The organism is Dankookia sp. P2 (assembly GCF_050632255.1).
GTDB lineage: Bacteria > Pseudomonadota > Alphaproteobacteria > Acetobacterales > Acetobacteraceae > Paracraurococcus.
On sequence record NZ_CP192581.1, the window covers coordinates 5,334,377 to 5,360,893 of the forward strand.

At 70.7% G+C, this 26,517-nt stretch carries 28 protein-coding genes and 4 pseudogenes; 18 read left to right on the plus strand and 14 right to left on the minus strand.

The features are described from left to right. Positions 1–69: 69 nt before the first annotated feature. Genes ACQ86J_RS31740 through ACQ86J_RS31750 form a run of 3 tightly spaced genes read right to left on the minus strand, consistent with a single transcriptional unit; the run spans position 70 to position 2,946 of the window. Positions 70–1,215, minus strand: a complete 1,146-nt coding sequence (locus ACQ86J_RS31740; RefSeq protein WP_431268641.1) for an iron-containing alcohol dehydrogenase — start codon at positions 1,213–1,215, stop codon at positions 70–72. Continuing rightward, complete coding sequence (locus tag ACQ86J_RS31745) at positions 1,212–2,174, minus strand: Bug family tripartite tricarboxylate transporter substrate binding protein (protein ID WP_431268642.1); 963 nt, start codon at positions 2,172–2,174, stop codon at positions 1,212–1,214. The genes ACQ86J_RS31740 and ACQ86J_RS31745 overlap by 4 nt, the downstream gene beginning before the upstream one ends. Beyond that, positions 2,167–2,946, minus strand: coding sequence for an SDR family oxidoreductase (locus ACQ86J_RS31750; protein WP_431268643.1), 780 nt, complete (start codon positions 2,944–2,946; stop codon positions 2,167–2,169). Before ACQ86J_RS31750 ends, ACQ86J_RS31745 begins: the two co-directional genes overlap by 8 nt. A 146-nt stretch (positions 2,947–3,092) precedes the next feature. On the opposite strand from ACQ86J_RS31750, the gene ACQ86J_RS31755 reads away from it, so the two are divergent. The 5 genes and pseudogenes from ACQ86J_RS31755 to ACQ86J_RS31775 all read left to right on the plus strand — a co-directional run bounded on the left by ACQ86J_RS31755 (position 3,093) and on the right by ACQ86J_RS31775 (position 5,787). Beyond that, on the plus strand, positions 3,093–3,584 hold the full coding sequence (locus ACQ86J_RS31755) for an SDR family NAD(P)-dependent oxidoreductase (RefSeq protein WP_431268644.1): 492 nt from the start codon (positions 3,093–3,095) through the stop codon (positions 3,582–3,584). Continuing rightward, positions 3,581–3,829 (plus strand): SDR family oxidoreductase, encoded by a 249-nt coding sequence (locus ACQ86J_RS31760; protein ID WP_431268645.1) that lies wholly within the window; start codon positions 3,581–3,583, stop codon positions 3,827–3,829. Before ACQ86J_RS31755 ends, ACQ86J_RS31760 begins: the two co-directional genes overlap by 4 nt. A 65-nt stretch (positions 3,830–3,894) precedes the next feature. Next, positions 3,895–5,483, plus strand: a pseudogene (locus tag ACQ86J_RS31765) (di-heme-cytochrome C peroxidase); the annotation flags it as partial. A gap of 12 nt (positions 5,484–5,495) precedes the next feature. Next, positions 5,496–5,549 (plus strand): hypothetical protein, encoded by a 54-nt coding sequence (locus tag ACQ86J_RS31770; RefSeq protein ID WP_431272605.1) that lies wholly within the window; start codon positions 5,496–5,498, stop codon positions 5,547–5,549. 64 nt (positions 5,550–5,613) lie between these two features. Further along, complete coding sequence (locus tag ACQ86J_RS31775; RefSeq protein WP_431268646.1) at positions 5,614–5,787, plus strand: hypothetical protein; 174 nt, start codon at positions 5,614–5,616, stop codon at positions 5,785–5,787. Between the two features lie 121 nt (positions 5,788–5,908). Here the strand turns inward: ACQ86J_RS31775 and ACQ86J_RS31780 are convergent, their stop codons facing one another. After that, the gene (locus ACQ86J_RS31780) at positions 5,909–6,688 is read right to left on the minus strand and encodes an SDR family NAD(P)-dependent oxidoreductase (protein ID WP_431268647.1); all 780 of its coding nucleotides are present in this window, start codon (positions 6,686–6,688) and stop codon (positions 5,909–5,911) included. A 54-nt stretch (positions 6,689–6,742) separates the two neighbouring features. Beyond that, positions 6,743–8,101: an aspartate aminotransferase family protein gene (locus ACQ86J_RS31785; protein ID WP_431268648.1), complete on the minus strand. Its 1,359-nt coding sequence runs from the start codon at positions 8,099–8,101 to the stop codon at positions 6,743–6,745. 94 nt (positions 8,102–8,195) lie between these two features. On the opposite strand from ACQ86J_RS31785, the gene ACQ86J_RS31790 reads away from it, so the two are divergent. The 9 genes and pseudogenes from ACQ86J_RS31790 (at position 8,196) to ACQ86J_RS31830 (ending at position 14,084) form a co-directional block, all read left to right on the plus strand. Further along, positions 8,196–9,317: an NAD(P)/FAD-dependent oxidoreductase gene (locus ACQ86J_RS31790; protein ID WP_431268649.1), complete on the plus strand. Its 1,122-nt coding sequence runs from the start codon at positions 8,196–8,198 to the stop codon at positions 9,315–9,317. A gap of 13 nt (positions 9,318–9,330) precedes the next feature. Further along, positions 9,331–9,468, plus strand: a complete 138-nt coding sequence (locus ACQ86J_RS31795) for a hypothetical protein (RefSeq protein ID WP_431268650.1) — start codon at positions 9,331–9,333, stop codon at positions 9,466–9,468. A 138-nt stretch (positions 9,469–9,606) separates the two neighbouring features. Then, positions 9,607–10,116: a hypothetical protein gene (locus ACQ86J_RS31800; RefSeq protein WP_431272762.1), complete on the plus strand. Its 510-nt coding sequence runs from the start codon at positions 9,607–9,609 to the stop codon at positions 10,114–10,116. Positions 10,117–10,246: 130 nt separating this feature from the next. Beyond that, the gene (locus ACQ86J_RS31805) at positions 10,247–10,840 is read left to right on the plus strand and encodes a (2Fe-2S)-binding protein (protein ID WP_431268651.1); all 594 of its coding nucleotides are present in this window, start codon (positions 10,247–10,249) and stop codon (positions 10,838–10,840) included. Between the two features lie 154 nt (positions 10,841–10,994). Next, positions 10,995–11,423, plus strand: coding sequence for a hypothetical protein (locus ACQ86J_RS31810; protein ID WP_431268652.1), 429 nt, complete (start codon positions 10,995–10,997; stop codon positions 11,421–11,423). A gap of 62 nt (positions 11,424–11,485) precedes the next feature. After that, positions 11,486–12,522: pseudogene (locus tag ACQ86J_RS31815) on the plus strand (L,D-transpeptidase family protein). A 1-nt stretch (position 12,523) separates the two neighbouring features. Next, positions 12,524–13,096, plus strand: a complete 573-nt coding sequence (locus ACQ86J_RS31820; protein ID WP_431268653.1) for a DUF882 domain-containing protein — start codon at positions 12,524–12,526, stop codon at positions 13,094–13,096. A 17-nt stretch (positions 13,097–13,113) separates the two neighbouring features. Continuing rightward, positions 13,114–13,578 carry a surface-adhesin E family protein gene (locus ACQ86J_RS31825; RefSeq protein WP_431268654.1) on the plus strand — a complete coding sequence of 155 codons (465 nt, stop codon included), beginning with the start codon at positions 13,114–13,116 and terminating at the stop codon, positions 13,576–13,578. A 140-nt stretch (positions 13,579–13,718) separates the two neighbouring features. Then, positions 13,719–14,084 carry a response regulator gene (locus tag ACQ86J_RS31830; protein ID WP_431268655.1) on the plus strand — a complete coding sequence of 122 codons (366 nt, stop codon included), beginning with the start codon at positions 13,719–13,721 and terminating at the stop codon, positions 14,082–14,084. Between the two features lie 3 nt (positions 14,085–14,087). Here the strand turns inward: ACQ86J_RS31830 and ACQ86J_RS31835 are convergent, their stop codons facing one another. The 4 genes and pseudogenes from ACQ86J_RS31835 to ACQ86J_RS31850 all read right to left on the minus strand — a co-directional run bounded on the left by ACQ86J_RS31835 (position 14,088) and on the right by ACQ86J_RS31850 (position 17,139). Continuing rightward, positions 14,088–14,456 (minus strand): tripartite tricarboxylate transporter substrate-binding protein, encoded by a 369-nt coding sequence (locus ACQ86J_RS31835; RefSeq protein WP_431268656.1) that lies wholly within the window; start codon positions 14,454–14,456, stop codon positions 14,088–14,090. A gap of 115 nt (positions 14,457–14,571) precedes the next feature. Continuing rightward, positions 14,572–15,048: pseudogene (locus tag ACQ86J_RS31840) on the minus strand (Bug family tripartite tricarboxylate transporter substrate binding protein); the annotation flags it as partial. 23 nt (positions 15,049–15,071) lie between these two features. After that, positions 15,072–16,307 (minus strand): mandelate racemase/muconate lactonizing enzyme family protein, encoded by a 1,236-nt coding sequence (locus ACQ86J_RS31845; RefSeq protein ID WP_431268657.1) that lies wholly within the window; start codon positions 16,305–16,307, stop codon positions 15,072–15,074. Positions 16,308–16,353: 46 nt separating this feature from the next. Continuing rightward, positions 16,354–17,139: an MFS transporter gene (locus ACQ86J_RS31850; protein WP_431268658.1), complete on the minus strand. Its 786-nt coding sequence runs from the start codon at positions 17,137–17,139 to the stop codon at positions 16,354–16,356. A gap of 487 nt (positions 17,140–17,626) precedes the next feature. Here ACQ86J_RS31850 and ACQ86J_RS31855 point away from each other — a divergent pair, with 487 nt between their 5' ends. Then, the gene (locus tag ACQ86J_RS31855; RefSeq protein WP_431268659.1) at positions 17,627–18,271 is read left to right on the plus strand and encodes a DUF47 domain-containing protein; all 645 of its coding nucleotides are present in this window, start codon (positions 17,627–17,629) and stop codon (positions 18,269–18,271) included. A 5-nt stretch (positions 18,272–18,276) separates the two neighbouring features. Beyond that, complete coding sequence (locus ACQ86J_RS31860; RefSeq protein WP_431268660.1) at positions 18,277–19,281, plus strand: inorganic phosphate transporter; 1,005 nt, start codon at positions 18,277–18,279, stop codon at positions 19,279–19,281. Here ACQ86J_RS31860 and ACQ86J_RS31865 read toward each other — a convergent pair. From ACQ86J_RS31865 to ACQ86J_RS31885, 5 genes and pseudogenes are all read right to left on the minus strand, one after another. Continuing rightward, positions 19,278–19,571: a PLP-dependent transferase gene (locus ACQ86J_RS31865; protein ID WP_431272606.1), complete on the minus strand. Its 294-nt coding sequence runs from the start codon at positions 19,569–19,571 to the stop codon at positions 19,278–19,280. The genes ACQ86J_RS31860 and ACQ86J_RS31865 overlap by 4 nt on opposite strands. Continuing rightward, a pseudogene (locus ACQ86J_RS31870) lies at positions 19,474–20,565 on the minus strand (cystathionine gamma-synthase family protein); the annotation flags it as partial. The gene ACQ86J_RS31865 and the pseudogene ACQ86J_RS31870, both read right to left, overlap by 98 nt. A gap of 41 nt (positions 20,566–20,606) precedes the next feature. Continuing rightward, positions 20,607–21,215 (minus strand): cysteine hydrolase family protein, encoded by a 609-nt coding sequence (locus ACQ86J_RS31875; RefSeq protein WP_431268661.1) that lies wholly within the window; start codon positions 21,213–21,215, stop codon positions 20,607–20,609. Between the two features lie 60 nt (positions 21,216–21,275). After that, a complete protein-coding gene (locus tag ACQ86J_RS31880) occupies positions 21,276–22,820 on the minus strand; it encodes an NAD(+) synthase (protein WP_431268662.1) in 1,545 nt (514 codons plus the stop codon). Next, positions 22,808–23,317 (minus strand): nitrilase-related carbon-nitrogen hydrolase, encoded by a 510-nt coding sequence (locus ACQ86J_RS31885; RefSeq protein WP_431268663.1) that lies wholly within the window; start codon positions 23,315–23,317, stop codon positions 22,808–22,810. The genes ACQ86J_RS31880 and ACQ86J_RS31885 overlap by 13 nt, the downstream gene beginning before the upstream one ends. Before the next feature lie 894 nt (positions 23,318–24,211). On the opposite strand from ACQ86J_RS31885, the gene ACQ86J_RS31890 reads away from it, so the two are divergent. Further along, complete coding sequence (locus ACQ86J_RS31890) at positions 24,212–25,312, plus strand: class I SAM-dependent methyltransferase (protein WP_431268664.1); 1,101 nt, start codon at positions 24,212–24,214, stop codon at positions 25,310–25,312. Between the two features lie 378 nt (positions 25,313–25,690). Beyond that, positions 25,691–26,368 (plus strand): hypothetical protein, encoded by a 678-nt coding sequence (locus ACQ86J_RS31895; protein WP_431272607.1) that lies wholly within the window; start codon positions 25,691–25,693, stop codon positions 26,366–26,368. Positions 26,369–26,517: the final 149 nt, after the last annotated feature.

Genomic DNA, 26,517 nt, shown 5'->3' on the forward strand with positions numbered 1-26,517 from the left:
CGGCTAGGCAAGCAGGAAAGACCGGGAGAGGCTTCTCCCAAGTTCCTCCTTTTTCCGTGAGTTTGTTGACTAGACCATCAGCGACAGGATTTCGGCGACATCCGCGGCGCTGCGAACGGGGCGCGGGTTGGTTGCAATGGGCGGGCCGCCGTCCCAGCGGGCGGCCAGGCCGGGGATTTCCTCGGCCGCGATGCCGACCTCGGCCAGCGTCGTCGGCAGGCCGAGGCCGCGGATGAAGGTCCGCAGCGCCTCGTGCCCGCTTGGCCCGCCGAGGATGCGGGCGATCTCCGCCTGCGCTTCCCCGTTGACCGGCGCGTTCCACTGCATCACCGCCGGCAGGCTGAGGCAGGAGGTGATGCCGTGCGGCACGCCGCGGGCTCCGCCGAGGATATAGCCGATGCCATGGCTGGCCCCGACCGCGACGCCCGACCAGCCGCCCATCACCGAGAGCCACATCGCCTGCTGCGCCGCCGCTCGTGCCGCCGGGTTGTCCGGGTCGCGCTTGATCGTGGGCAGCGCCCCCGCGAGCATCGTCAGCGCCTGGTGGGAGACGGCATCGGAGAAGGGCGCGCGCTCCTGCGCGCAGAGCCGCTCCGCCGCATGGTCCACCGCACGGATGCCGGAAGAGAGCAGCAGCTTGGCCGGCGTCTCGAGGATCGCCGCCGGGTCGAGGATCACCGCCCGCGGCACCTGGCTCGCCTGCACCGCGCGCATCTTCCGCCCGGCCTCCAGGTCCGTGTAGCCGGCATGCGGCGCGAATTCGGCTGCCGAGAGCGTGGTCGGCACCGCGACGATCCGCGGCACCGGCTCCGTCGCGTCCCAGGCATCCGTCTCCGCCCCGCGCGAGACCGCCAGCCCGATCAGTGCCGCCTTGTCGGCCGCGCCGGCCCAGACCGCGCGGCAGGCGACCTTGGCACCGTCGATGACGCTGCCGCCGCCGAGCGCCACCACCCGCTCGGCGCCGCTCGACCGCAGCAGGGCGGCCAGCGCCAGCACGTCCTCCACCGGCGAATGCGCCCGCATCGTCGCGTGCTCCGCCACCAGCTTCGCGCCGAGGGCTTGGCGGGTGGCCGCGGCAATGTCGCTCTTCGCCAGCGACCGCGTGGTCGCCAGCAGCACCCGGGTGCAATCGGCGACCTCCGGCGGCAGGGCTTCGGCGACCCGGCCGGTGCGGACGCGCTGCTGCGCCGGCCAGCGATGGATGCTTGTGCTCATTCGGCTGTCGCTCCCGCGTCCTTCACCACCTGCGCCCAGAAGGGGATCTCCCGGGCGATGAAGCCGGCATATTCCTCAGGGCCGTCGCTCGGCCAGGCGCGCAGGCCCTCGCCGGCGAAGCGCTCCTGCACCCCGCGGTCGGCGAGTGCTAGGCCCAGCGCCGCGAAGCAGCGGTCGCGTATGGCCGCCGGCATGCGCGCCGGGCCCCAGAGGCCGTACCAGCCGGCAATGTCCAGCCCCGGCAGCCCCGCTTCCGCCGCGCCGGGCACGCCGGCGATCACCGGCGATGCCTTCGCCGTGGTGAGCGACAGCGCGACCACTTTCCCGGCCCGTATCTGCGGCAGCACCACCGGCGGCGTGGCGATGATCACCTCGACATCGCCGGACAGCAGCGCCGTGAGCGAGGGCGCGCCGCCGCGAAAGGGCACATGCGTCCAGTCGAGCCCGGTGACGCGGCTGAACATGGCGCCGGCCAGGTGGCTCGGCGTGCCGATGCCGGGCGTGCCGTAGTTCCAGGCGCCGGGCTTCGCCCGCATGCGCGCCAGCAGGTCGCCCAGGCTGGTGATGCCGCTGGCGGCGCTGACCGCGATGATGGTCGGCAGGTCGCAGACCCGGCCGATCGGGGTGAAGTCGGCCACCGGGTCGAAGCCGACGCGGCGATACATCACCGGGTTCACCGCATGGCTGAAATTGCCGCCGAGCAGCAGCGTGGTGCCGTCGGGGTCGGCATGCGCCACGTATTCGGTGGCGATGTTCGAGCCGGCGCCGGGCCTGTTGTCGATGACGATGGTGGCGCCGAGCCCCTGGCCCAGCCGCTCCGCCATGGCACGACCGAGGAAGTCGGCCGACCCGCCCGGCGGGAAGCCGAGCACCAGGCGGACGATCCGGGCCTGCGCCCGGGCAATGGCGGGCGCCGCCAGCAGGGCGGCCAGCGCCGCGCGGCGGCCGGCGCTAATCACGTTGCGTCCGATCGGCCGCGTTGCGCGCCTTGATGCGGTCGCGCGCATCGGCCCATTCGGCGTCGCCATAGGCGAAGAAGTCGCGGAAGCCGCCGCCATTCATCATCCAGGATCCGCCATCAAGCGCGATCGTCTCGCCGTTGATCCAGCTCGGCGCCAGCAGGAAGGCGGCGAGGTTGCCGATATCCTCGGCACTCCCGACACGGCCGAGCGGATTGGCCGCGGCCGCCTTCGCCGTCGGATCGTGGTCGCCGGGGCGCAGCCTCGCATACATTCCCTCCGTCGGGATGGTGCCGGGCGCGATCGTGTTGAGCCGGATGCCGTGGCGGCCCCATTCCACTGCCAGCGATTTCGTCATCGTATCCACTGCGGCCTTGCTCATCGCCGACGGGATGACGAAGGGCGCGCCGGTGCGGCCCCAGGTGGTGGTGATGGAGACGACGGCGTGGTTGCCGTCCTTCGCCGCGATCCAGCGCTTGCCGACCGATTGCGTCACCTGCAGCGTGCCGTGGAAGACGATGTCGCTGATGGCGCGGATGCCGCGCGGTGAGAGGTCCTCCGTGCGGCTGACGAAATTGCCGGCGGCGTTGTTGATCAGGTGGGTCGCGGGGCGGCCAGCCTCCCACATCGCGGCGACCGCGCGCTCGACCGCCTCGGGGTCCTTGATGTCGACCACCTGGTGAGTGACGCCGGCGCCCATGGCGGCGGCGGCGTCCGCCAGCACCGGGCCGCGGCGGCCCCAGATCTCCACGGCGGCGCCGAGGCTGAGCAAGCTTCTCCGCCATCATCCGGCCGAGGCCGCTGCCGCCGCCGGTCACCAGCACGCGCTGGCCGGCGAACAGGTCCGCCCTGAACATCGCTCCCTCCGTCTTCTTCTCCGGGCTATGCTGCCCGCAAACGAAGGGGAAGGGGAGGGCCATGGCGGACAGGAAGGTGCTGCTGGTGACCGGCGGCGGGCGGGGCATCGGCGCGGCGGTGGTGCGGCTGGCGTCGGCGCGGGGCTGGGATGTCGCCTTCACCTATGCCGGCAATGCCGCCCGGGCGGCGGAGACCGAGGCCGCGGCGAAGGCGGCCGGTGCGCAGGTGCTGGCGATGCAGGCCGATGTCGGCGAGCCCCAAGCGGTAGCGGCGACCTTCGCCGCGACCTGGGATCGCTTCGGCCGGCTGAATGCGCTGGTCAACAACGCCGGCATTACCGGGTCGAAGGCAACGTTGCGCGAAAGCACCCATGTGGTGTGGGAGACGGTGTTCCGCACCAACGTGTTGGGCCTCGCCGCCTGCTGCCGCGCCGCTCTGGCGATGCTGCCGGCGGGCGGGGCGATCGTCAACGTCTCCTCCCGGGCCTCGGAGATCGGGGGGCAGGGGAATGGATTCATTACGCCGCTAGCAAGGGCGCGGTTGATACCTTGACCATTGGTCTGGCAAAGGAGGCCGCGGCGCAGGGCATCCGCGTCAATGCCGTCAATCCCGGGCTGATCGACACCGAATTGCACGCCAATGCGGGCATGCCAGACCGGGTCGCGCGCATGTCGGCCGGCGTGCCAATGGCGCGCGGCGGCAGCGCGGCGGAGGTGGCGGAGGCGGTGCTGTGGCTGCTCTCGGACTCGGCGAGCTACGTCACCGGGGCGCTGCTGCCGGTCAGCGGCGGACGCTGACGCAGATTATCGCTTCTTGTTGAGTTTGAGTGCGCCAGCATTCCTAGCATCCGGAGACTGTAATGATGCGGGCACATCGGCATCCCGGCCGGCGTCGCGGCGCCGCGCTCGCGCTGCTGGCCCTGGCAGGATGCAATTGCCGCGGCCGCAGACGCTCCTCAATCCCACGGTCCAGGGCTGGACGGCCGAGCAGCGCATGGTCTGGTACCAGGCCACCCAGGGGCTCACGCCTCATCCCGTTCGACTGGCTGAATGCGCTGGAACAGCGGGCCAGTGACCCTCCCTTTCTCGCCGACGAACACATCGCCGGCTTCCGCTACATCCCCGACGTGACCGATGCCGGCCTGCCGCTCGGCTTCGCGGTGGACGATCAGCCGGATGAGCGGCTGTCGCTGACTTGGCTGCGCTGGAAGCAGGCGCAGGCGCTGAACGAGAAATGGGTCGGCATGAACTGCGCCGCCTGTCATACCGGCCAGATCGCCTATCGCGGCCGCAATCTTCGGATCGAGGGCGGCCAGGCGCTGGCCGATTTCGACGCCTTCATGCGCGCCCTGAACGACAGCCTCGACGGGACGCTAGCGGATCAGGCCAAGTTCGACCGCTTCGCCGCGGCCGTGCTTCGGCAAGGGAACAATCCGGAAAATCGTGACCTGCTGCAGGCCGCGGTCGATCGGCTGAAGGCTTTGCAGGCCAGCCAGGCGCAGGCCAATGATTCGGCGGTCGCCGCCGGCTTCGGGCGGGTCGATGCCTTCGGCCATATCTTCAACAAGGTTGTGCAGGTCGCCGTGCCGACGGCACCCGGCAATTGCCGATCGCGCCGGTCAGCTACCCGTTCCTCTGGAACATCCACCGCCTGCCGCGGGTCCAGTACAACGCCATCGCCACCAACGGTCCGCGCGTCGGCCATGGCGGCGGCACGCTCGATCTCGGCGCGGTCGCCCGCAATGCGGGCGAGGTGGTGGGCGTCTTCGCTGACGTCGCCATCGAGATGCCGGCCAAGCCGGGCAAGGGTGCCAGGCGCCGCGTGGTCAGCAGCCTGCAGCTGGAAAGCCAGATCGGGCTGGAACAGCAGCTCATGCGACTGGAGCCGCCGGTCTGGCCGGAGATGTTCCCGTCACTCGATCCGGCGAAGGTAAAGGCTGGCGCGACGCTCTATGCGGCGAAATGCGCCTCCTGCCACGTCTCCCAGACCACGCTCGCCGATGGCCGCTACCCCGCCCGCATCAGCACCTTCCTCGACGCGAGCAAGAAGCCTGAGTCCGGAGACCCGACGCCGAACGTAAAGCCAGGAACCGATCCGGCCATGGCCTGCAATGCTCTGTTCTATCGCTCGGTGACCGGCGCGCTACGGGGCCAGCCGACGAACTACATCGCCGGCGGCCCGCTGGGAGAGACCGCGGCGGTCGCAGACATGCTGAAATCCACCGTCGCCGGCGCGATGCTGGACCAGTCTTTCACGCTTGACGCATCGATCCTCGCGCGGAGCTGGTTCGGCTGGCCGCAACTGCCCAACGTGGCGGGGATGCGGTCGCGACGGCCGCCGCGCCGCGAACTCGGCGCGCTGCTGTCATTGCCGCCAGCGCCGGCCGCGGTGCCGGCCGCGCTCGAGGCCTGCTTGAAGGCGGACAATGCGCTGCTCGGCTACAAGTCGCGGCCGCTCGACGGGATCTGGGCGACGGCGCCCTATCTGCACGATGGCTCGGTGCCGAGCCTCTCATGAGCTGTTGCTGCCGGAATCACAGCGATCGGCGGATTTCCCGCTCGGCACGCGAGAGTATGACCCGGTGAAAGTCGGCTACAGTACCGACCCTGCCGACCCGGCCAACCGCTGGCGCTTCGTGGCACGGGAGGCCGGGCTGCCGAAGCCCGGCAACGACAATGCCGGGCACGACTACGGCAATGCCGCGCTGAGCGACGCCGATTGCTATGCCATCATCGAATATCTTAAGACGCTGTAGGCAGCGACCCTGCGGCGAGCCAGGCCGGCCCGGCCTGCTGCGGAAACCGGGCCGGCCTGACCGGGCGCTTCGCATTCCGGCCCCCGGTCAGGCCTGCGCAAATGGCATCGGCGGGCCTGGATCACACATGCTGCCCGCCGTTCACATGGATCTCGGCGCCGTTCACATAGGACGACGCATCCGAGCAGAGGAAGTAGATCGCCTTGGCCACCTCGGCCGGTTTGCCCAAGCGGCGCAACGGGATTTGTTCCTCGACGATCTTCTCCGTCCCGGGCGATAGGATGGAGGTGTCGATCTCGCCCGGGCTCAGCGCATTCACCCGGATGCCGAGCGGGCCGAAGTCATGCGCCATCTCCCGCGTCAAGGCCATCAGTGCCGCCTTCGAGGTCGCATAGGCCGCGCCAGCGAAAGGATGCACCCGGCTGCCTGCGATGCTGGTGACGTTCACCACCGCGCCGCGGGTGCGCTGCAACTCCTCAATCAGCCCGCGGGCGAGCATGATGGAGGAGAAGAAATTCACCTGGAACACCCATTTCCAGTCGTCGAGCTGGGTCTGGATGGTCCCGAGGCGGCTGCCGCCCGGGCCCTTCGGGGAGATGCCGGCATTGTTCACCAGCGCGTCCAGCCGGCCGCCTTCGGGCTCCAGCCGCTGGCGGATCTCCTCGATCGCCCGAAGCGTGTCCTCGGCGCTCGAGAGGTCGGCCTGGATATGGTCCTCCGGCCCGGCCTCCCAGGGGCATTCCTCCGGGAAAGGGTGGCGGGAGACGGTGATCACCCGCCAGCCGGCGGCCGAGAAGACCTTCACCGTGGCATGGCCGATCCCGCGCGAGGCGCCGGTCAGCAGCATGACCCGGCGTGCCTGGTTGGGCGACCGGCGATCCGCGGCGACGGTGGTGGGCATGGCGGTCTCCAGAAGCCGGCCAGGGTATCGGGTGCAACTGGCGGGCGGCGCAGGCTAGCCCCGACCGGCCTCCCCCGCCAGCAGGGGGCGACGGGCCGCGATGAACTCCTCGACGGCGGCGATATAGCGGGTGCAGTCCGCCTCCTGTACCGGGAGGGACAGGGCCACCATGCCGCGTCGCGCCAGGTAGATCCCGGTCGCCAGCATGTCGAAGAAGAACAGCTCGCGCAGCCGGTCCTCCGCCGGGCTGGCGGCATAGGGGCGGTCGATGGCGTTGCCGCGAAAATGCACCGTCAGCATGGAGCCGCGGCCGGTGAACTGCATCGCCACGCCGGCCCGGGCGCAGGCGGCATTCAGTGCATCGCGCAGCGCCTCGCCACGCGCGTAGAGCGCCTCGGCCGTCGCGGCGTCGAAGATCTCGCCCATGGCGACGCAGCCGGCCGCCATCGACCAGACATTATTGTTGAAAGTGCCGGCATGCGGCAGCGTGCCCGGCCGGTGGCCGTCGAAGACCGCCATGATCTCGCGCCTGCCGCCGAAGGCGCCGAAGCTCATCCCGCCCGCCATGTACTTGCCGAGCGTCGTCATGTCTGGGATCACCCCGGTCCGCTGCTGCAGCCCGCCGGCGCCGTGCCGGCTGGTCATCACCTCGTCGAAGATCAGCACCGCGCCGGTCTTCCGCGTCGCCTCGCGCAGCGCGGTGAGAAATCCCAGCGTCGCCGGGATGCAGCCGCCGGAGCCGAGCATCGGCTCGACCAGCACCGCGGCGAGCTGGTCGCCCTCGGCCAGGATGTCGCGGCGTGCCGCCTCCGGGTCGTTGAAGTCGGTGAAGGCAAGCGGGATCGGAACGTTCACCGCGTTCCGCTCGCTGGCGAAGGTAAGCACGCCGCCATGGTAGCCGCCGCGCATCACCATGGTTTTCACCCGCCCGGTGAAGCCGCGCGCCGCGGCCAGGGCCAGCAGGTTGGCCTCGGTCCCGCTATTGGTGAAGCGGACCTGCTCGATCGACGGGAAGCGGCCGACGATAAGCCCGGCCAGCTCGGCCTCCTTCTCCCCCACCGAGGCGAGGTTGATCCCGCCGTCGAGCGCCGCCTTCACTGCCTCAATGATCCGCGGCTCGGAATGGCCGAAGAGGCCGGCGGTGTATTCGCCGAGCAGGTCGAGGTACTCGTTGCCGTCGGCATCCGAGAGGCGGCAGCCCTCGCCGCGCACCATGGCGGTGGGGAAGGGGGTGTAGAACAGCACGCTGCGGGTATTGCCGCCCGGCATCACCTCCCGTGCCCGGTCATGGATGGCGGCGCTGCGCGGGCGCCGCGCGGCATAGGCCTCGCGCGCCTCGGCCAGCGCGGCCTCGAGGTCGCTGTTCCGCCCCCCGCCTGTTGCAAGCGGGGCGGGCTCGTCGAGCGGGCTCATGGCGCGGTCTCCCCGGGGGAAAAGCAGGCTGGCCCGCGACCGCGCTGGCCGTCAACGGTTGACGCCGCCCGCCCGCCATCGTCCCCTCGTGCCCATGCAGTCCGACTCCTTCGACGCGATCGTGGTGGGCGGTGGCCTGGTCGGGGCCGCCATCGCCTGGGGGCTGCAGCGGCAGGGCCTGCCCACCGTGCTGCTGGATGAAGGCGACGTTGCCTTCCGCGCCAGCCGCGGCACTTTCGGCCTGGTCTGGGTGCAGTCGAAGGGGCTCGGCGCCCCATGGTACCAGCGCTGGACCCGCGCCTCGGCGGGTGCCTGGCCGGAACTGGCGGCAGCGCTGCGCACGGCGACCGGCACCGATGTCGGGCTGCGGCAGCCGGGCGGGGTGCATCTCTGCCTCTCGGACAATGAGATGGCCGACCGTGCCGCCCGCATGGCGCGGATGCAGGTGGAGGCCGGCAATGCCGGCTACGAGTACCGGATGATCGAGGCGCCGGAACTTCGCGAGATGCTACCGGGCCTGGGTCCGGACGTCGTCGGTGCCTCTTGGACCCCCTATGACGGCCACGCCAGCCCGCTGCGCCTGCTGCACGCGCTGCATGCCGCTTTCGTTCAGGCGGGCGGCGCTTATGTGCCGAATATCAAGGCGGAAGATGGACATGCTGCGCCGCACGACTTCGCCGTCACCGCCGCGGGCCGGCGCTTCGCGGCGCCGCGGATCGTCCTCGCCGCTGGCCTCGGCAATGCAGGGCTCGCGCCGCGCTTCGGCCTGGCCGCGCCGGTCCGTCCGCAGCGCGGCCAGGTGCTGGTGACCGAACGCGCGGCGGAGGTGCTGCCGATGCCGACCACCACTGTGCGGCAGACCCAGGAAGGCTCCCTGATGATGGGCGACAGCATGGAGGAGGTGGGCTTCGACCTCCGCCAGGATCCCGCGGTCATGCGCCAGATCGCCGACCGCGCCGTGCTCAGCTTCCCCTGGATCGGGCGGCTGAACATCGTCCGCGCCTGGTCGGCGCTGCGGGTCATGGCACCGGACGGGCTGCCGATCTACGACCAGTCCGCCCGCTTCACTGGCGCCTTCACCGCCAACTGCCATTCCGGCGTGACCCTGGCCGGCGCGCATGCGCTGCTGCTAGCGCCGATGATCGCCGCGGGCGCGCTGGACCCGATGCTCGATCCCTTCACCGCAGCGCGGTTCGATGTTCGCGCCGCGTCCTGAACGCCCCGCCACGGTGGAAGTCTTCGTCGACGGCGTCGCGGTGCTGGTGCCGGAAGGTGCAACCGCGGCCGCGGCGGTGCTGCTGGCCGGGGCGCGGCCTGATCCGGGGAGACCCCTGTCTCCGGCGCGCCGCGATTGCCCTACTGCATGATGGGCGTCTGCTTCGATTGCCTGGCCGAGATCAACGGCGTGGCCAGCCGGCAGGCGCTGCATGGTTCCGGTCGCGCCCGGCATGCGGATCGCACCGCAACGCGGCGCCCGGCCGGCTTTCCCGGCATGAGCCTCGACCTTGTCATTATCGGCGCCGGGCCGGCCGGCATGGCGGCGGCGGTCGAGGGCGGCCGATCTCGGCCTCTCCGTCGCGGTCGTCGACGAAAGCCCGGCCCCGGGCGGCCAGATCTTCCGCGGCCTGGACCGCGCGGCCGGCGACCCGGCGCTGCGCGGCGACTACGCGGCCGGCTTGCCGCTGGTCCGCGCCTTCCGCGCCGCACGGATCGACTACCGCCCGGCGACTACCCTCTGGCATCTCGAACCTGAGACGGGCCTGCTCTCGGTGCTGGCGGCCGGCGCCACGACGGAGATCGCTGCGAATCGCGTGCTGCTGGCCACCGGGGCACAGGAGCGGCCGGTGCCGATCCCCGGCTGGACCTTGCCGGGCGTGATGACCGCCGGCGCGGCGCAGATCCTGCTGAAGACTGCGGGCGTGGTGCCCGCGGGCCGCACGGTGCTGGCTGGGCAGGGACCCTTGCTGCTGCTGCTCGCGTTGCAGTTGGCCTGGGCCGGGCGCCGCCGGCGCTGATCCTGGAGACGACGCCGAGGGGCAGCTTGACCAAGGCCTTGAAGGCCGGCGGTCTGCTGGCCGGCGCGCCGCTGCTGGCCAAGGGCTTGGCCTGCTCGCGGCGACCCGGCGCCTGCCGCGGCGGCGCGCCGTGACCGGGCTGCGGGCCGAGGGCGGGGACCGGGTCGAGCGGGTTCTCTGGGACGGCGGCAGCGAAGCATGCGACACGCTGCTGCTGCATGAGGGCGTGGTGCCCGCCACCCACATCCCGCTGGCCCTTGGCCTCGCGCATGACTGGGACGCGGTGCAGCGCTGCTGGCGTCCGCGGGTCGACGAATACGGCGCCAGCTCCGCAGCGCGGATCGCCGTCGCCGGGGATGCGGCCGGGATCGGCGGCTGGCAGGCGGCGATCGCCGCGGGGCGGCTGGCCGCGGTGGATGCGGCGCGGCGGGTCGGCCGGCTGACCGAAGCGGGATTTGCCCGCCGCGCCGGGCCGCTGCTTGCCGCCCGGCGCGCCAGCCTGGCGCTGCGGCCTTTCCTCGATGCGCTCTATCCCCCGCCCGACTGGGTGCTGGCCCCACCGGAGGAGGCCACCCTGGTCTGCCGCTGCGAGGAGGTGACCGCCGGCCAGGTCCGCGCCGCCGCCCGGCTGGGCGCCACCGGTCCGAACCAGCTCAAGGCCTATCTCCGCGCCGGGATGGGGCCCTGCCAGGGCGGCTCTGCGGCGCGACCCTCGCCACGCTGATCGCCGAGACGCGCGGCACCACGCCGGAGGCGGTCGGCACCCTCCGGCCGCGCGCGCCCTACAAGCCACCTCACCGTTGCCGAACCGGCCGGCGGCTGAGCCGCACCGGTGTCGGGGCTTGGCGGGCCGCGCTGCGGCCATGTATCACTGCAACGTGCGCACTCTCCTGGTCCTGACCCTGCTCGGCGCTGCCGTCCTGGCCGCGCCCTTCGCCCATGCCGCCCCGCCGACGGCGCAGGGCGCCGCGCACTTGGTGCAGGGGACGGAGGCGCTGCATCGCCTCGCCGGCCGTCTGCGCCGCCTGGCGGAGGACGGGCTCGACCCGCGCGACTATGCCATCCCCGCCGATGCCCTGGCACAGTCGGACCCAGGTGCCTATGCCGCGGCGCTCCGCGCCTCGGCTGCCGCGGCGCTGTCCGACCTGCTGCATGGCCGGGTCCGCGACCTGCCGGGCAGGGCCGACCTCCGCCGCGACACCGCGGCCCTGCCGCTCGGTCCCTGGATGGCCGAGCTCGGCACCGCCGCCGAGCCGGCCGCCGTCATCGACCGGGCGGCCCTGCTGCCCCCGGGACCGCCGTGCTGAAGCGGGCCCTCGCCGAGGCCCGGGCCCGCGCCGCGGCCGGCGGCTTCCCGCCGGTGCCGCCGATGCCGGGGAACGATGCGCTGGAGCCCGGCGCGCTCGACCCGGTGCGGGTGCCGGCGCTCCGGGCCCGACTTGCCGCGACCGACCCTCTCGTCGCCGCGCTGCGCCCGGCCGATCCGGCGATCTATGACGAGGATCTCGTCGCCGCGATCCGCCGCTTCCAGGCGGCCGAGGCGCTGGAGGCCGATGGCCGCGCCGGCCGCCTGACCTTCGCCGCGCTGAACCGCCCGGCCGAGGCGACGATCCGCCAGCTCCGCGTCGCGCTCGACATGCGCCGCGCCGCGGCCAATGCCGGGCCGGAACGACGGGTCGAGGTCAATGTGCCGCACCAGCGCCTGCAGGTGATCGAGGCCGGGCGGATCCAGCTCGACATGGCCGTCATCGTCGGCAAGCCGGCCCGCGCCACGCCGATGCTGCGGGTCCGGCTGACCTCGGTGATGTTCAACCCTCCCTGGGGGTGCCGGAGCGCAATGCGCGGGAGGACCTGCTGCCGAAGTTTCGGAGCAACCCGCGCGCCATGATGGAGAAGGGCTTCCGGGTCTATGGTTTCGCCGAGGGCCAGCGGGTTGAGATCGATCCCACCACAATCGACTGGCGCTCGGTGAACCCCGAGCGCTTTCCCTATGTGATCCGCCAGGATGCGGGCGAGGCCAATGCGCTCGGCCGGATCAAGTTCGTCATCCCCAACACCGAGGACATCTTCATGCATGACACGCCGGATCGCGGCCTGTTCCGCCGTGCCGAGCGTGCCTTCTCCTCTGGCTGCATCCGCCTGGAGAAACCGATGGAGCTGCTGGACCTCGCGCTGCAGGGCGCCGCGGGCTGGGACCGCGTGCGAGTGGACCGGGTGCTCGAGAGCCGGCAGACATCGGCCGTTGCGGTCCCGCGGCCCATTCCGGTGCGGCTGCACTATACGACCGTCACGGTCGAAGGCACGGAGGTGCGCATCCGCCAGGACATCTATGGCCTCGACGAGGCCTATGCCCGAGCCCTCGACGCGCCGCGGCTGCCGCGCCTGGCCGAGCTGCGGGTGCGCTGATATGCATCCGTCGTCTCTCGGTTGCGCCTGCTGCGACGCCCCCGGCCGGAGGCTGCTGCTGCGCGGCGCGGCCGGGCTGCTCTGCGCGGCGATTGGCGGCGGCGGCGCCCTGGCCCAGGTGACGGCCGGCGTTCCGCGATCCTTGCGCATCCACCGCATGCAGACCGAGGAAGACTTCGACGGCGTCTATTGGCGCGACGGCCGCTACGACCGGGAGGCGCTGAAGCAGCTCGACTGGCTGTTCCGCGATCCGTCGCGGGAGGAGGCCACGCCGATGGACCCGCGGCTCTTCGACGTCATGCACACCGTCGCCCTGCAGCTGGAGGCCAGCGAGGCATTCCAGGTCATCAGCGGCTACCGCTCGCCCGAGACCAACGCCGCGCGGGCGCGGGAGTCCCGCCGGGTGTCCCGCGCCTCCCTGCACATGTCGGGCATGGCGGCGGATGTGCGGCTGCCGGGGCGCGACAGCTTCGGCTTGGCCCGGCTGGCGGCGGAGATGCAGATCGGCGGTGTCGGCCTCTACCGGCGGGACGGTTTCGTGCATCTTGATTGCGGCCCGGCGCGGCGCTGGTAGCGAAGGACCACCCGACCATGATCCGCAGCCTGCGCGGCCTCGTGCCGCTTCTTCTGCTGCTCGGCTGCGCGCAGCCGCCCGCGCCGCCGCCGGTCGAGGCGGCGCCCGAGCCACCGGCGCTCACCCTGGCCCCGCGCGCCGCATGGCGTTCGATCCCGATCGACAAGCGGGGCGGGATCGCCGCGGCCTATGCGGCGTCCGAGGCGTCGCATTGGGCCGAGGGAATGCGCCGGGTCTGGATCGTGCTGAACCTTGCCGAGGCGATCCGCCTGCCGGAGACCGGCGGCCGCGCCCGGAGTGTCGCCTTCCTGGCGGATTACCGCTGCACCGAACAATCCTGGCGCCCGGTCGAGGGCAACTGGTACCGTGCGCCCGACGCGCAGGGGCTTGAGTTCGAGGAACGCCCACGGTTGAACGAGGAGCGCGGCGTGCAGCCGGGTACGCTCGTCGCGGTCTTCCTGGAAGCCGCCTGCCGGCTTTGACCGGTTTGGCAACGCCACCCGGAAGTTGAACCAAGCGGCAGGCGACTCAAGGCCGCCGACATCCCATCTTGCCGCTTTGTGTCGTCGTCGTGCCGCTTGTTTCCGGTACGGGCCGCACGGGCGAGGGGATGGAAATCATCATGCGGGTCCTGCTGATCGAGGATGACGAACTCGTCCGGAGTGCCCTGTCCGAGACGCTTGACGGCAATGGCTTCGAGGTCGACGGTCTGGCCAATGCCGAAGACGCGCTGATCCTGCTGGGTGCCGGGCAGGTGCCGGACGTGCTGGTGACCGACGTCAATCTCGGCCCAGGGCTGGATGGCTTCGACCTGGCGGAGCTGGCCCGGGCGCGGCACCCGGATGTCGAGGTCATCCTGATCAGCGGCACCACGCCCGACCTCGCGCGCCGCGCCACTGGCCGGCACGAGCGCTTCCTGCAGAAGCCCTTCGCACCGGAGCAGCTAGCGGCCAAGATCCGCGAGGCCGGTGCGGAGCGTGGCGCCTGATCCCTATTGGTCGAGGGTGATCCTGTGCTCGCGGATCACTTGGCCGAGGCTCGCGGTATCCGCCCGGAGCTGGTCGCGGAAGGCCTGGGCCCCCTCGGTGCGCGGCTCGCCGCCTAGCTGGGCCACCCGGTCGCGGACCGCGGAGTCCTGCATTACCTGGCGCAGCGCATCCTCCAGCTTCGCCACCACCGCCGGCGGGGTGCCGCCCTGGACCAGCACGCCCTGCCAGGTGCCGGCATTCGGATGCGGCCAGCCCAGCTCGGCGAAGGTGGGCAGGGCAGGCAGGCTCGCCAGCCGGTGCGCGCCGGAGACGGCGATCCCGCGCATCTGGCCCTGGGTGACATAGGGCATCGACTGGGTCGCGCCGGCCATGGTCAGGTCCGCCTCGCCGCTCGCTACCGCCAGGAGTCCCGGCGCCCCGCCGCGATAGGGGCACCTGCGTCATCTCCCCGCCCCAGGCGGCGGCCAGGGCGACGGAGACCAGATGCGTCAGCGTGCCGGCCCCGGCATTGGCGAATCCAGCTTGCCCGGATCTCGCCTTCACATAGGCCGCCAGCCCGGCCGCGTCCTGCACCGGCAGCGCGTTGCGGGCAGCGAGGATATAGGGCGCGTAGATCAGCATGCTGACCGTCGCCAAATCCTTCTCCACGTCGAAGGGCAGCTTGGCGAACAGGAAGGGATTGGTCGCCAGCACGCTGACATCCAGCAGCAGCATGGTGGTGCCGTCTGGCGCGCTCTTGGCCACGTAGTCGGCGCCGATATTGCCGCCGGCGCCGGTACGGTTCTCGATGATCACGTTCTGGCCAACCAGCTTCCCGAGCGGCGTGGCGATCAGGCGCGCCAGGATGTCGCTGGTGCCGCCCGGGGCATTCGGGACGATGATCCGCAGCGGCCGGTCGAAGGTCTGGGCCCGCGCGACCGAAGGCACCGCCAGCGCGGCGGCGAGAAGGTGGCGTCTCTGCATGGTGTCTCTCCCGGTTCTTTCGTTCAGCCGCCCGGCCGAAGCGGCGTGCCGTATTCGCGGATGGCCGCATCCTCGCGCCGCCGGACCTCCGGCAGCAAATTGGTCCCGAGGCCGGGAGCGGTCGGCGCCTGGGCCATGCCGCCCTTGATCGCGGGAAGGTCGGTGACGAGGTCGCGGTACCAGGTCGCGAGCGTCGCCCGCACCACCTCCTGGAAGATCGCGGTAGGGGCGTGGATCGCCAACTGCAACCCGGCCATCAGCGTCACCGGCCCGGTGCAGTCGTGCGGCGCGAGCGGCTTGGCGAAGGCTTCGGCAAGGGCGGCGATCTTCCTTCCCTCGGTCAGCCCGCCGCACCAGGCGAGGTCGAGCATGATGAAATCCACCGCCCCTGCCTCCAGCATCTGGCGGTAGGAGACGGCGCCGCCCAGTGTCTCGCTGCCGCAGATCGGCACCCGGGTCTGCCGGCGGAGATCGGCCAGGGCCTTGAAGTCGCCCATTTTGGCGATCGGGTCCTCGGCCCAGAAGATGCCGAGATCCTCCAGCCCCCGGCAGATGCGGATCGCCGCCTGGGCGGACCAGAGGCTATGCAACTCGGCCATCACTTCGATTCGGTCGCCAACCGCGGCGCGGATCTTCCGGAAGGGCTCGAGCCCCGCCTTCAGCTCCGACAGGGTGATCATCTGGCCGCCGCTGGCTGCCGCATGGATGTCGAGTGGCCAGATCTTCATGGCGGTATAGCCTTCCGCGAGTAGGCTTTCCGCCAGGTCGCCGGCATCGCGCATGAAGGCGATCTGGTCGTCGTAGGGACCGGCTGCGACGTCGGCGGAGCCGATGTCGCGCCGCCCGGCGGCGACGCCCTTCGCCGTGCCGCTGTTATAGGAATAGCCGGCGCAGGTGTTGTAGGTGCGGATCTCGCTGCGGCTGGCGCCGCCCAGAGCCTCATGCACCGGGATGCCGTGGCGCTTGCCCATCAGGTCCCAGAGCGCGAGGTCGACGGCGCTCGCCGCCCGCACCTCGGCGCTGGCGCTGGCGAAGCCGAGATAGGGTGTCATGAGATGGCGGGAGATCGCCTCGATCCGTCGGCTGTCGCGGCCGACCAGCCAGGGAGCGACGGTCTCGTGCAACACCGCCTCTACCGCCTGGGCGCCGCGGAAGCTCTCGCCCAGACCGACCCACCCTTCATTGGTCTCGATCTCGACCCAGATCAGGTTGGGCCGTTCGGCGATGCGGATGGTGCGGAGGCAGGTGATGTTCGACATAAGGCGGTCCCGGTTGTCCGGGCACCGTCTTCGGGCCGCGGCGGAGCTACACTGGGCGGCGGGGCAGGGCGACGGCAAGGGCCGCCACGGCCAGCACGAGGGCGGTCCCGCCATAGAGCAGCCAGGGTTCCAGCACCGGCAGCAGCAGCCCGGCCGCCAGCGGCCCGAGCCCGGCGCCGAGGTCCCGCCAGGTCGCCAGCCGCGCCAGGGCCGGCACCCGGCCCGGCCCGGGAAAGGCCGCGGCGGCGACCGGCGCCGGCAGCGGCTGCAGCAGCCCGCGCAGCAACACCACCAGCACCGCCCCGGTCCAGAGCGCGCCGAAGCCGATCAGCAGGAGCCCGGCAGCGGAGGCGAGGGAGAGCAGGACCAGCAGCCGGGCCGCGCCGACCCGCTCAGCCAGGGCGCCGCCGGGCGGGCCAAGCACGACTTCCGCCAGGTAGCGCAGCGCCAGGGCGGCGCCCGCCGCCAGCACCGCGCCTTCCGGCATGGCGCGGGCGGCCAGGACCGAGAGGCCGAGGATGAAGATGCCGTCGAGCGCGAAGCCCTGGACGAAGGACCAGACATCCAGCCGGGCCGGGAGCGCGAAGCGCGGGCCCGGTGTCTTCACCGGGCCGCCGCCGCCGGCCGGCAGCCGCCAGGCAAAGGGCAGGGCGAGCAGCGCCACTGCCGCCAGCGCCAGGAAAACCGCCTGCGGGCCGGCCCAGTCGGCCAGCCCAGCGCCGCCCAGCAGCCCGACCATCGGCCCGGCCGAGATGATGGCGCGTGATTTGCCGCTGCGGCGGGCAGCGCCCTGCGGCTCGGCGGTCGCCAGGGCCTGGGTTGCGATGTTCATGGCTGCAAAGGAGAGGCCCCAGACCAGGCGCGCCGCCAGCAGCCACCAGACCCCTGGCAGCAGCGCATAGCCCAGCGAGGAGGGCCGCCGCCCCCAGAACCGCGACGGTGCAGGCGACCCGTGGCCCCTGGCGCTCGTAGCTGCGGGCGACGAAGCCGTAGCCCAGGATCCGGACCAGCCGGTTGGCGGCCAGCAACAGGCCGGCCTCGGCCAGCGACACCCCGAAAGCGGCCGCATGCAGCGGTAATAGAAGGTACAGGACGGTATCGGTAGGCAAGGTCAGGCCGAGGGCGATGGAGGCGTCGCGCGAGGCGATATCGGCATGGTCAGGTTTCGTTGCGGGCTGGGGTGATGCAGCCGCCTGGGAGAGGAAACTCATCGGCGGACCGTGCCGTATGGCCCGGAATGTGACAAACGGATGACGGCGTGCCTTGTCGCCCCTGACGACCTGGCCGTGCGATACGCGAATTCCTGGGGACTACGACTGATGATGACCTGGTTCCGCCGCCTGATGCCGCGCGAGGAGCGCTTCTTCGAGATGTTCGCCCGGCATGCCGATGCCGTCGCGCGCGGCGCCGTGGAGCTGCGCGGAATGCTTGAGGGCGGCGCCGCGGTGCAGCGCCACTACCCCGCCGTGCTGGCCGCCGAGGACGATGCCGATGCGGTGACGCGGGAGGTGGTGCAGGCGGTCCGCCGGACTTTCGTCACCCCCTTCGACCGCGGCGATATCCAGACCCTGATCGGTCGCATGGACGACACTATCGACCAGATGAAGAAGGCGGCGAAGGCCATCGTACTGTTCGAGATGACCGACTTCGACCCGGAGCTGCGCCGCATGGGCGACGCGATCGAGCGCTGCGCCGGCCTGCTGCGGGAAGCCGTGCCGCTGCTCTCGGCCATCAGCCCAAATGCTGGCCGGATCAACGAGCTGTGCGAGCAGATCCGCCAGATCGAGGGCGAGGCGGACGACATCCACGATGTCGGTGTGACCGAGCTGTTCCGCCGCTGCCCGCCCGACCAGGCGCTGCGCTTCATCGCGGCGCGTGAGGTCTTCGACCAGCTCGAGAAAATCGTCGACCGCTTCGACGACGCGGCGAACGAGATCGAGGGCATCGTGGTCGAGCACGTCTGATTCCGATGGACGCGCATATCGCCCTGCCGCTGCTCTACGGCCTCATCGCCGTCGCGCTGCTCTTCGATTTCCTCAACGGCCTGCACGATGCGGCCAATTCCATCGCCACCATCGTCTCGACCCGGGTGCTGCGGCCGCAATATGCCGTGGTCTGGGCCGCCTTCTTCAACTTCATCGCCTTCCTGTTCTTCGGCCTGCACGTGGCCCAGACCATCGGCACCGGCATTGTCGACGTCTCCGTGATTGACCCGCGGGTCATCTTCGGCGCCCTGGTCGGGGCGATCGCCTGGAACGTCATCACCTGGGGTCTCGGCATTCCCTCCTCCTCCTCTCACGCCCTGGTCGGCGGCATCCTCGGCGCCGGCACGGCCAAGGCGGGATTCGGAGCCATCGTCTGGTCGGGGCTGGGCAAGACGCTGTTCGCCATCGTGCTGTCGCCGACGGTCGGGCTGCTGCTGGCGCTGCTGCTGGTGCTGATCGTGTCCTGGGCATTCGCCCGCAGCACGCCTTTCGCGGTCGACAACACATTCCGTCTGATGCAGTTCGGCTCTGCCTCGCTCTACTCGCTCGGCCATGGCGGCAACGATGCGCAGAAGACCATGGGTATCATCGCGGTGCTGCTATACTCGCAGGGTCTGCTCGATGGCGCCTTCCACGTGCCGCTCTGGGTGGTGATGTCCTGCCAGGCGGCGATGGCGCTCGGCACGCTGTTCGGCGGCTGGCGGATTGTTCACACCATGGGCTCGAAGATCACCCGGCTGACCCCGGTGCAGGGCTTTTGCGCCGAGACGGGCGGCGCCATCACCCTGTTCCTGGCGACCGAACTTGGCGTGCCGGTCTCGACCACCCATACCATCACCGGCGCGATCATCGGCGTCGGCGCGGCGCGGCGGGTCTCGGCGGTGCGCTGGGGGATCGCCGGCAACATCGTCGTCGCCTGGGTCGTCACCCTGCCCGCGGCGGCGCTGATCGCCGCCGGGGCCTATTGGCTGGCGGGGCTGTTCGGCTAGGGGTCAAGGCTGCCGAGCGCCTGGGCAAGGTCGGCGATCAGGTCGTCCGGGTGCTCGATCCCGATGCTGAGGCGGACCAGCCCGGCGGTGACTCTGATCCGCGCCCGGACCGCCTCCGGCACGCCGGAATGAGTGGTGCTGGCCGGGTGGCTGGCGAGCGATCTCGGTGCCGCCCAGGCTGACTGCCAGCTTGAAGACCCGCAGCGCGTTGAGCACCCGGAAGGCTTCCGCCTGGCCGCCGACGATCTCGATGCTGAAGGTCGAGCCCGGCCCGCTGCACTGGGTGTCATAGACTTGGCGTGCGGGGCTTCCCTCGGCCAGGTGGTTCAGGGCGTGGACCGCTGCGATGCGCGGGTGGCCTTCCAGGAATTCCGCCACCGCCTCCGCATTCCGCGCCGCGGCCCGCATCCGCAGCGACAGCGTCTCCAGCGACCGGCCCAGCATCCAGCAGGAATGCGGGTCGAGCTGGGTGCCGATGGCGCCACGCAGCAGCCGGATGGGACGCAGCTGGGCCTTGCTGCCGACCGCAGCGCCGGCGACCAGGTCGCTGTGGCCACCGACATACTTGGTCAGCGAGTAGAGCACGACATCGACGCCATGTGTCAGCGGCTGCTGGAAGACCGGGCCGAGCATGGTGTTGTCGCAGGCGATGACCGGCCGGTGCCCCTGCGCCTCGCCGATGCGGTCGGCCGCGGCACGTATCGCCGTCAGGTCCACCAAGGTGTTCAGCGGGTTGGAGGGCGTCTCGACCAGCACCAGGCTGACCCGGCCCCGGTCCATGGCGCGGGTCGCCGCGGCCTCGATTGCCTCGGCGGAGGTGCCGTCCGAGAAGCCCTCCGAGGCGATGCCGGATTCCGCCATGCTGCGCGCCAGCAGCGTCTCCGTCCCGCCATAGAGCGGCTGGCTGTGCAGGATGGCATCGCCCGGACGGGCATGGGCCAGGATGGTGGTGGCGATCGCCGCCATGCCGGAGGCGAAGACCAGCGCCGTCTCCGCCCCGTCCCAGACCGAGAGCCGGTCCTCGACGATTTCGCTGTTTGGATGGTTGAATCGGGAATAGACCAGGCCGGCGCCACCTTCCGGCGCCTCCTTCCGTCCCGCCACCACGTCGAAATAGGCTTGTCCTTCCTCGGCCGAGCGGAAGGCGAAGGTGGAGGTCAGGAAGACCGGCGGCTTGACCGAGCCCTCCGACAGGGCGGGGTCGTAGCCGTAGCCCAGCATCAGGGTTTCCGGGCTCAACCGGTGATTGCCGATGGTCGTGTGGTGGCTGCGGTCCTTGGCCATGCGGGCCTCCTCGGCGCTTGAACGCGGCGAAGGCGCCGGCGTTAGCGCCAGTCCCGCAGGATCTCCTCGACCGTCGCCGCTTCCACCTGCTGGCCGTAGCGCTCGTGGTAGAGGGCCAGAAGCGCGTCATGGGTGTGGTCGGAGGAGCTGCAGATCGCGTCGGTCGCCACCACCACGCGGTAGCCGCGGTCCACGGCCCCCAGCACGCCGGCCAGGACGCAGACATCGGTCTCGGCCCCGCTGACCACCAGCGTGTCGATGCCGCGCGCCTGCAGGCGTTCGTGCAGGTCGCTGTCCACCCAGGGGCTGTAGACCCGCTTGTCCACCACCTCGGCGGGCGGCGCGAAGCGGGCCAGCGGCGGGATCAGCTCGACGGCGTCGGGCGGCAGCGCCTCCAGCGTCATCGAGGCCCAGCGTTCCCAGTAGCGCCGCCAGGTGCCGCGGCCCTCGCCAGGGCGGCGTGCGGGAATGAAGCGGGTGAAGACCGTACGGTCGGGGCGGGCGGCGACCAGTCGCTCCACCATCGGCAGGACACGGGTCATCCATGGCGTGTGCCAGTCGGTCTGCGCGGCGAACAGCATCTGCATGTCGATGCAGAGATGCGCGCAACTGGCGCTCAGCGGTCCATTCTGTAACCCGTCCTTCGGCATCGCGTCCTCCCGGCTGTACCGCCCATCGGAACGGGTCAGCCTGCCGGGAGATGCCGCGGCTTACGCCTCCGGGACGTTCCTGCGGAGTTCCTCAAGCCAGACCTTGGCATTGCCGTCGGAGGGGGCGCGCCAGTCGCCGCGCGGCGAGAGCGAGCCTCCGGCGGCGACCTTCGGGCCGTTCGGCATGGCGCTGCGCTTGAACTGGCTGAAGCCGAAGAAGCGCTGCAGGAAGACCTCCAGCCAGTGGCGGATATCTTTCAGCGGATAGGCGATACGCTTCGTCTCCGGGAAGTGCGGCGGCCAGTTGCCCCGGGCCGCGTCGCTCCAGGCGCGCATTGCCAGGAAGGCGATCTTGGAGGGGCGGAATCCGTAGCGCAGCGTGTAGTACAGGTGGAAGTCCTGCAGCGCATAGGGCCCGACCTTGGCCTCGGTGCTCTGGATCGCCTGGCCCTCCGTCGCCGGGACCAGCTCGGGCGAGATCTCGGTCTCGAGGATCGCCTCCAGCGTCTGACCCACCTCGTCGGAGAATCGACCCGAGGCAGCGACCCAGCGAATCAGGTGCTGGATCAGCGTCTTCGGCACACCGGCATTGACGTTGTAGTGCGACATCTGGTCGCCGACGCCGTAGGTGCACCACCCCAGCGCGAGTTCGGATAGGTCGCCGGTGCCGAGCACGATGCCGTCGACGTAGTTGGCGGCGCGGAACAGGTAGTCGGTGCGCAGGCCGGCCTGCACATTCTCGAAGGTGATGTCGTAAACCGCCTCGCCGCGGCTGAAGGGATGGCCGAGATCGGCCAGCATCTGCCGGGCGGCCGGCTTGATGTCGAGCTCATGCGCCGTGACGCCGAGCGCGGTCATCAGCCGGTGCGCATTCCCTTGGTGTCGTCCGAGGTGGCGAAGCCCGGTAGGGTATAGGCGACGATGTCGGTACGCGGCTTGCCCAGCAGGTCCATCGCCTTCGCGGCGACGATCAGCGCATGGGTCGAGATCGAGGCCGCCGGAGACGCCGATCACCAGCCGCTTGATATGCGCCGCCTCCAGCCGCTGGGTCAGGCCGGCGACCTGGATGTTGTAGGCCTCGTAGCAGTCCTGGGCGAGGCGCTCGGGATTGGCGGGGACGAAGGGGAAGCGCTCGATCGGCCGCTCGAGGCCGAGATCGGCATCCGGCGGGTCCAGCCGGAAATGGATGGTGCGGAAGCCGGCGACGGCCGGGGTGTTGCGGCGGTTGTCGTCGAAGGTGCCCTGCCGCATGCGCTCCTGCCGCAACAGGTCCAGGTCGACATCGGCCACCGCCATCTGGGCGCCGCGCGGGAAGCGGGCGGTCTCGGCCAGTAGGGCGCCGTTCTCCCAGATCTCGGCTTGGCCGTCCCAGGCGACCTCTGTGGTCGATTCGCCGGCACCGGCGGCGGTATAGGCATAGGCCGCGAGGCAGCGGGCGCTCTGCGACTGGCAGAGCATCCGCCGCGTCTCCGCCTTGCCGATGGTGATCGGGCTGCCGCTGATGTTCAGCAGCACGGTCGCACCGGCCAGCGCCGCCGGGCCGCTCGGCGGGATCGGCACCCAGAAATCCTCGCAGATCTCGGTATGCAGGATCAGGCCCGGCACATCCTCCGCCTCGAACAGCAGGGCGGCGGCGAGAGGGCGACCGCACCGGCGAAGCGGATGTCGCCGGGCGGCGCGCCGTCGCCCGGGGCGATCTGCCGCTTCTCGTAGAACTCCCGGTAATTCGGCAGGTAGCTCTTCGGCACCACCCCCAGCAGCTGGCCGCGATGCATGACCAACGCGGTGTTGTAGACCCGCCCGGCATGGCGCAGCGGCGCGCCTACCACCAGCAACGGCCGCAGCGTGCGGGAGGCTTCGAGCAGCGTTACCGCCGCCGCCTCCACCGCATCGAGCAGCACGTCCTGCAGCAGCAGGTCCTCGATCGAATAGCCGGAGAGGGCGAGTTCCGGGAAGGCCGCCACCGCCGTGCCGCGGGCATCGCAATCCCGCGCCACCTCCAGGATCGCCGCGGCATTCGCCGACGGGTCGGCCAGCGCGGTGCGGATAGTGCAGGCGGCGATGCGGGCGAAGCCGTGACGGTAGAGGGACTCGAAGCGCATCGTGGACCCAGGGCTCGGGGTTGTGGAGGCGGTGGAGCGCAGTCTAACGCCCTGGCAGCTTCAACGGCCATCCCACGGGCCGGGGAATGCGGGGACGGGGGCAGGGGAGCGACCGCAGGAAAGTTTCCCGCCGCACCCAACCGGCCTTCGGGTCACCGTGATGCGGCTGTCCGGCCGCGGATACGCTTGGACGTTTCCTTGTCGGCTCAGTTAGCGCCTGATCACGCCATCATATTGCCCATGGGACGCACGCTGGCCGGTGTGGCGCCCTGCTACTCCCGAAGACGGCGCAATCCAGCCAGCCCATAAGTCGCGCGGCGACGTTCCGCCGGAACAGGCTGGTTCCCGGCTGCTCGGCGCCTCAGCCGGTATTCATTCGTACCGGAAATATAATACTGCCGTGAGTGTAGATCAGGCTGCCCAAAGCTGCCTGGACAGGGGCAAGCCGCCTTGCGTACAGGAAATATCAGGGCAGCTTCGCAGGCGCAGCAAAATACTCACCGTGTTGTGAGGTGTGTTGATCGGCAGGATTGTCTTGGTCGGGGCACGGGGAGATCAACCTGGCGTTGGCCGGAAGCGAGAATCTGGGGCGGTGGTTATCGCCGTGCGGCAAGACTGCACGGACCGTCCGATGGGTGACGCGCGTTGAGGGTTCTGCGGGGAGCCCTCCGGGGACGGCTTCGGTGGCGGCGGGATGCGCGTTGCGCCAAGCGCCGGCACCGAACCTGCCCCTGATGGTTTGACATGCACGACGGACCGGCAGGTGGAGACAGCTTGATGGACATGAACCTCCCGGCCCTGACCCGTCCGGAATTCGCCTTGGGCGGACTCGATATTGGCCCAGAGGTTGACTGGAGGCCGGAACCGCAAGTCCCGAGCGCCTGGCACGAGCATGTGCCTTTCACCTTCTGGCTGGTGAAAGCCCTGCGGCCGCGCAGCATCGTCGGGCTCGGCGCTGCGGGCGGTGTAGCGCATGCCGCCTTCTGCCTTGCGGTCGAACGGCTCGGCCTCGCCAGCCGGTGCTTCGCCGTCGAGCGTGCCGCGGAACTCGGCGGCCGATCGCAAGAGACAGTGACCCGCATCGGCGTAACCCGGCAGGATGGCCGTGGCCGCGCCTTCTCCACCCTCCTGCGCATGCGGCCGGAGGAGGCACGGACGCATTTCGACACCGGCGAGATCGACCTGCTGCAAATCGACGGAACGCAGGACCCCGATGCCGTGGCCGGGGCCTTTCGGCTCTGGCAGGATGCGCTGTCCGATCGCAGTGTTGTCATGCTGCACGATACCAACCTGCGCGACCGCCGGCACGGCGTCTGGCGGGTGTGGCGCGACCTGCAGGCGGCGCATCCGCATTTCAGATCCCTGCATGGCCATGGGCTTGGCGTGCTGGGGACGGGGCGCAATCTGCCGGCGCCGGTGGCCGCCCTCTTCGCCGCCGGCACTGAGCCGGAGGATGCCTTTGCCATCCGCCGCTTCTTCGCCGCGCGCGGCGAAGCATTGCGCGACCGCTTTCTGGTGCGGACGCTGGAAGCCCGGCTGGCCGACGCCGAGGAGACCGCATTCGCCGAACGCGACGCTGCCACGACCGAACGCGACGAAGCGCGGGCCAGGGCGCAGCAGGCCGCCGCCGAGCGCGACCGCCTGGCTGCCGAATGTGCTGCAGCGCGGGCCGAACGCGACGCTACCCTGGCCGATGCGCAGCATGCCCGCGCATTGCGGGAGGCCATGGTCCGCTCGACCTCCTGGCGCATCACGCGGCCGATGCGGGTCGCAATGGGCTTGGCGCGGCGGGAGCCGAGCTACGTCGCCCAGATGAAGCGGATGTTCGGCCGTGGGGTGCCCGCGCCCGGGGCCCTGCAATCCCCGCAGTGCCGCTGCTGGAGGCGCTGCTGCCCTCCAGCACCCCGGCTGCAACCGATGCACATGCCTATGTCTCCGCCCGCCTGCCGGCGCCGCTCGTCACCTTCCCGGAGACTGATGCGCCGCGCCGGCTGACGCTGGTGACCGACAGCATCAGTGCGGGGCACCTGTTCGGCGGCGTTGGAACCGCTGTCGTGCTGGCGGCCCTGCTGGCCAGACGGCTGGACGTGCCGCTGCGGGTGGTGACACGGATCGAGGCGCCGGAGCCGCGCAATTTCGGCACGGTGCTGAACGCGCATGGCATCCGCTACGACGGCAATGTCGGATTCCTGCATTCCGGCCATGGCCGCAACGTGCCGATGGGGCCGGAGGACCTGCTGCTCACCACCTCCTGGTGGAGCACCTGGGCGGCGCTGCGTGCGGTGCGGCCGGACCGCATCCTCTACCTCCTGCAGGAGGATGAGCGAATGTTCTACCCGGCCGGCGATGAGCAGCTCGCGCTGCCGCGAGGTGATGGACGACACCCGGGTGCGGTTCATCATCAACACCGCCGCGCTGCGCGACCACCTCATCGGCGACGGCGTGCGCGGCGTCGCCGCCGACAGCATAGCCTTCGAACCGGCTTTCCCCGAAGGGATCTATCATCGCGAATCGCAGCCGGCGCGGGACAAGCGTCGCTTCTTCTTCTATGCGCGCCCGAACAACGACCGGAACCTCTTCCTCCGTGGGGTCGAAGCGGTCGCGGCGGCGATCGAGCAGGGCGTGCTGCCGTCGCAGGACTGGACTTATCATTTCGTTGGCAAGGATATCCCTCGCATTCTGCTGCCTGGCGGCATCCAGCCGGAGATCGCGCAGAATCTTCCCTGGGCCAGCTATGCCGCGCTGATCCGCAGCATCGATGTCGGCCTGTCGCTGATGTTCACTCCGCATCCGAGCTATCCGCCACTCGACCTTGCGGCCAGCGGGGCGGTGGTGGTGACCAATCGCTTCGGGCCGAAGGTTTCGCTCGACCACTATTGCCGCAACATCCTCTGCGCCGAACCGTCGGTGGAGGCGCTGGTGGCCGCACTCGGCGAGGCTGCGACGCTGGCGCAGGACGAGCCGCGGCGCGAGGCGAACTACCGCGAGGCGCGGATCGGCCGGGACTGGGAGGCGGCCTTCGCTCCGGTCCTCGACCACATCGCCGGCTGAGCCATGTTCCTCAACGGTCCTGGCCCGGTTCGCTACAGCGATCCCTGGGCGCAGAGCTTCGCCTCACGCCTCGCCGCCCTGTCTCCGCGGCGCTCCGCGCGTCGCCTATTTCTACGAGCGGCCGGATACCAGCACTTTCCGCTATCGCT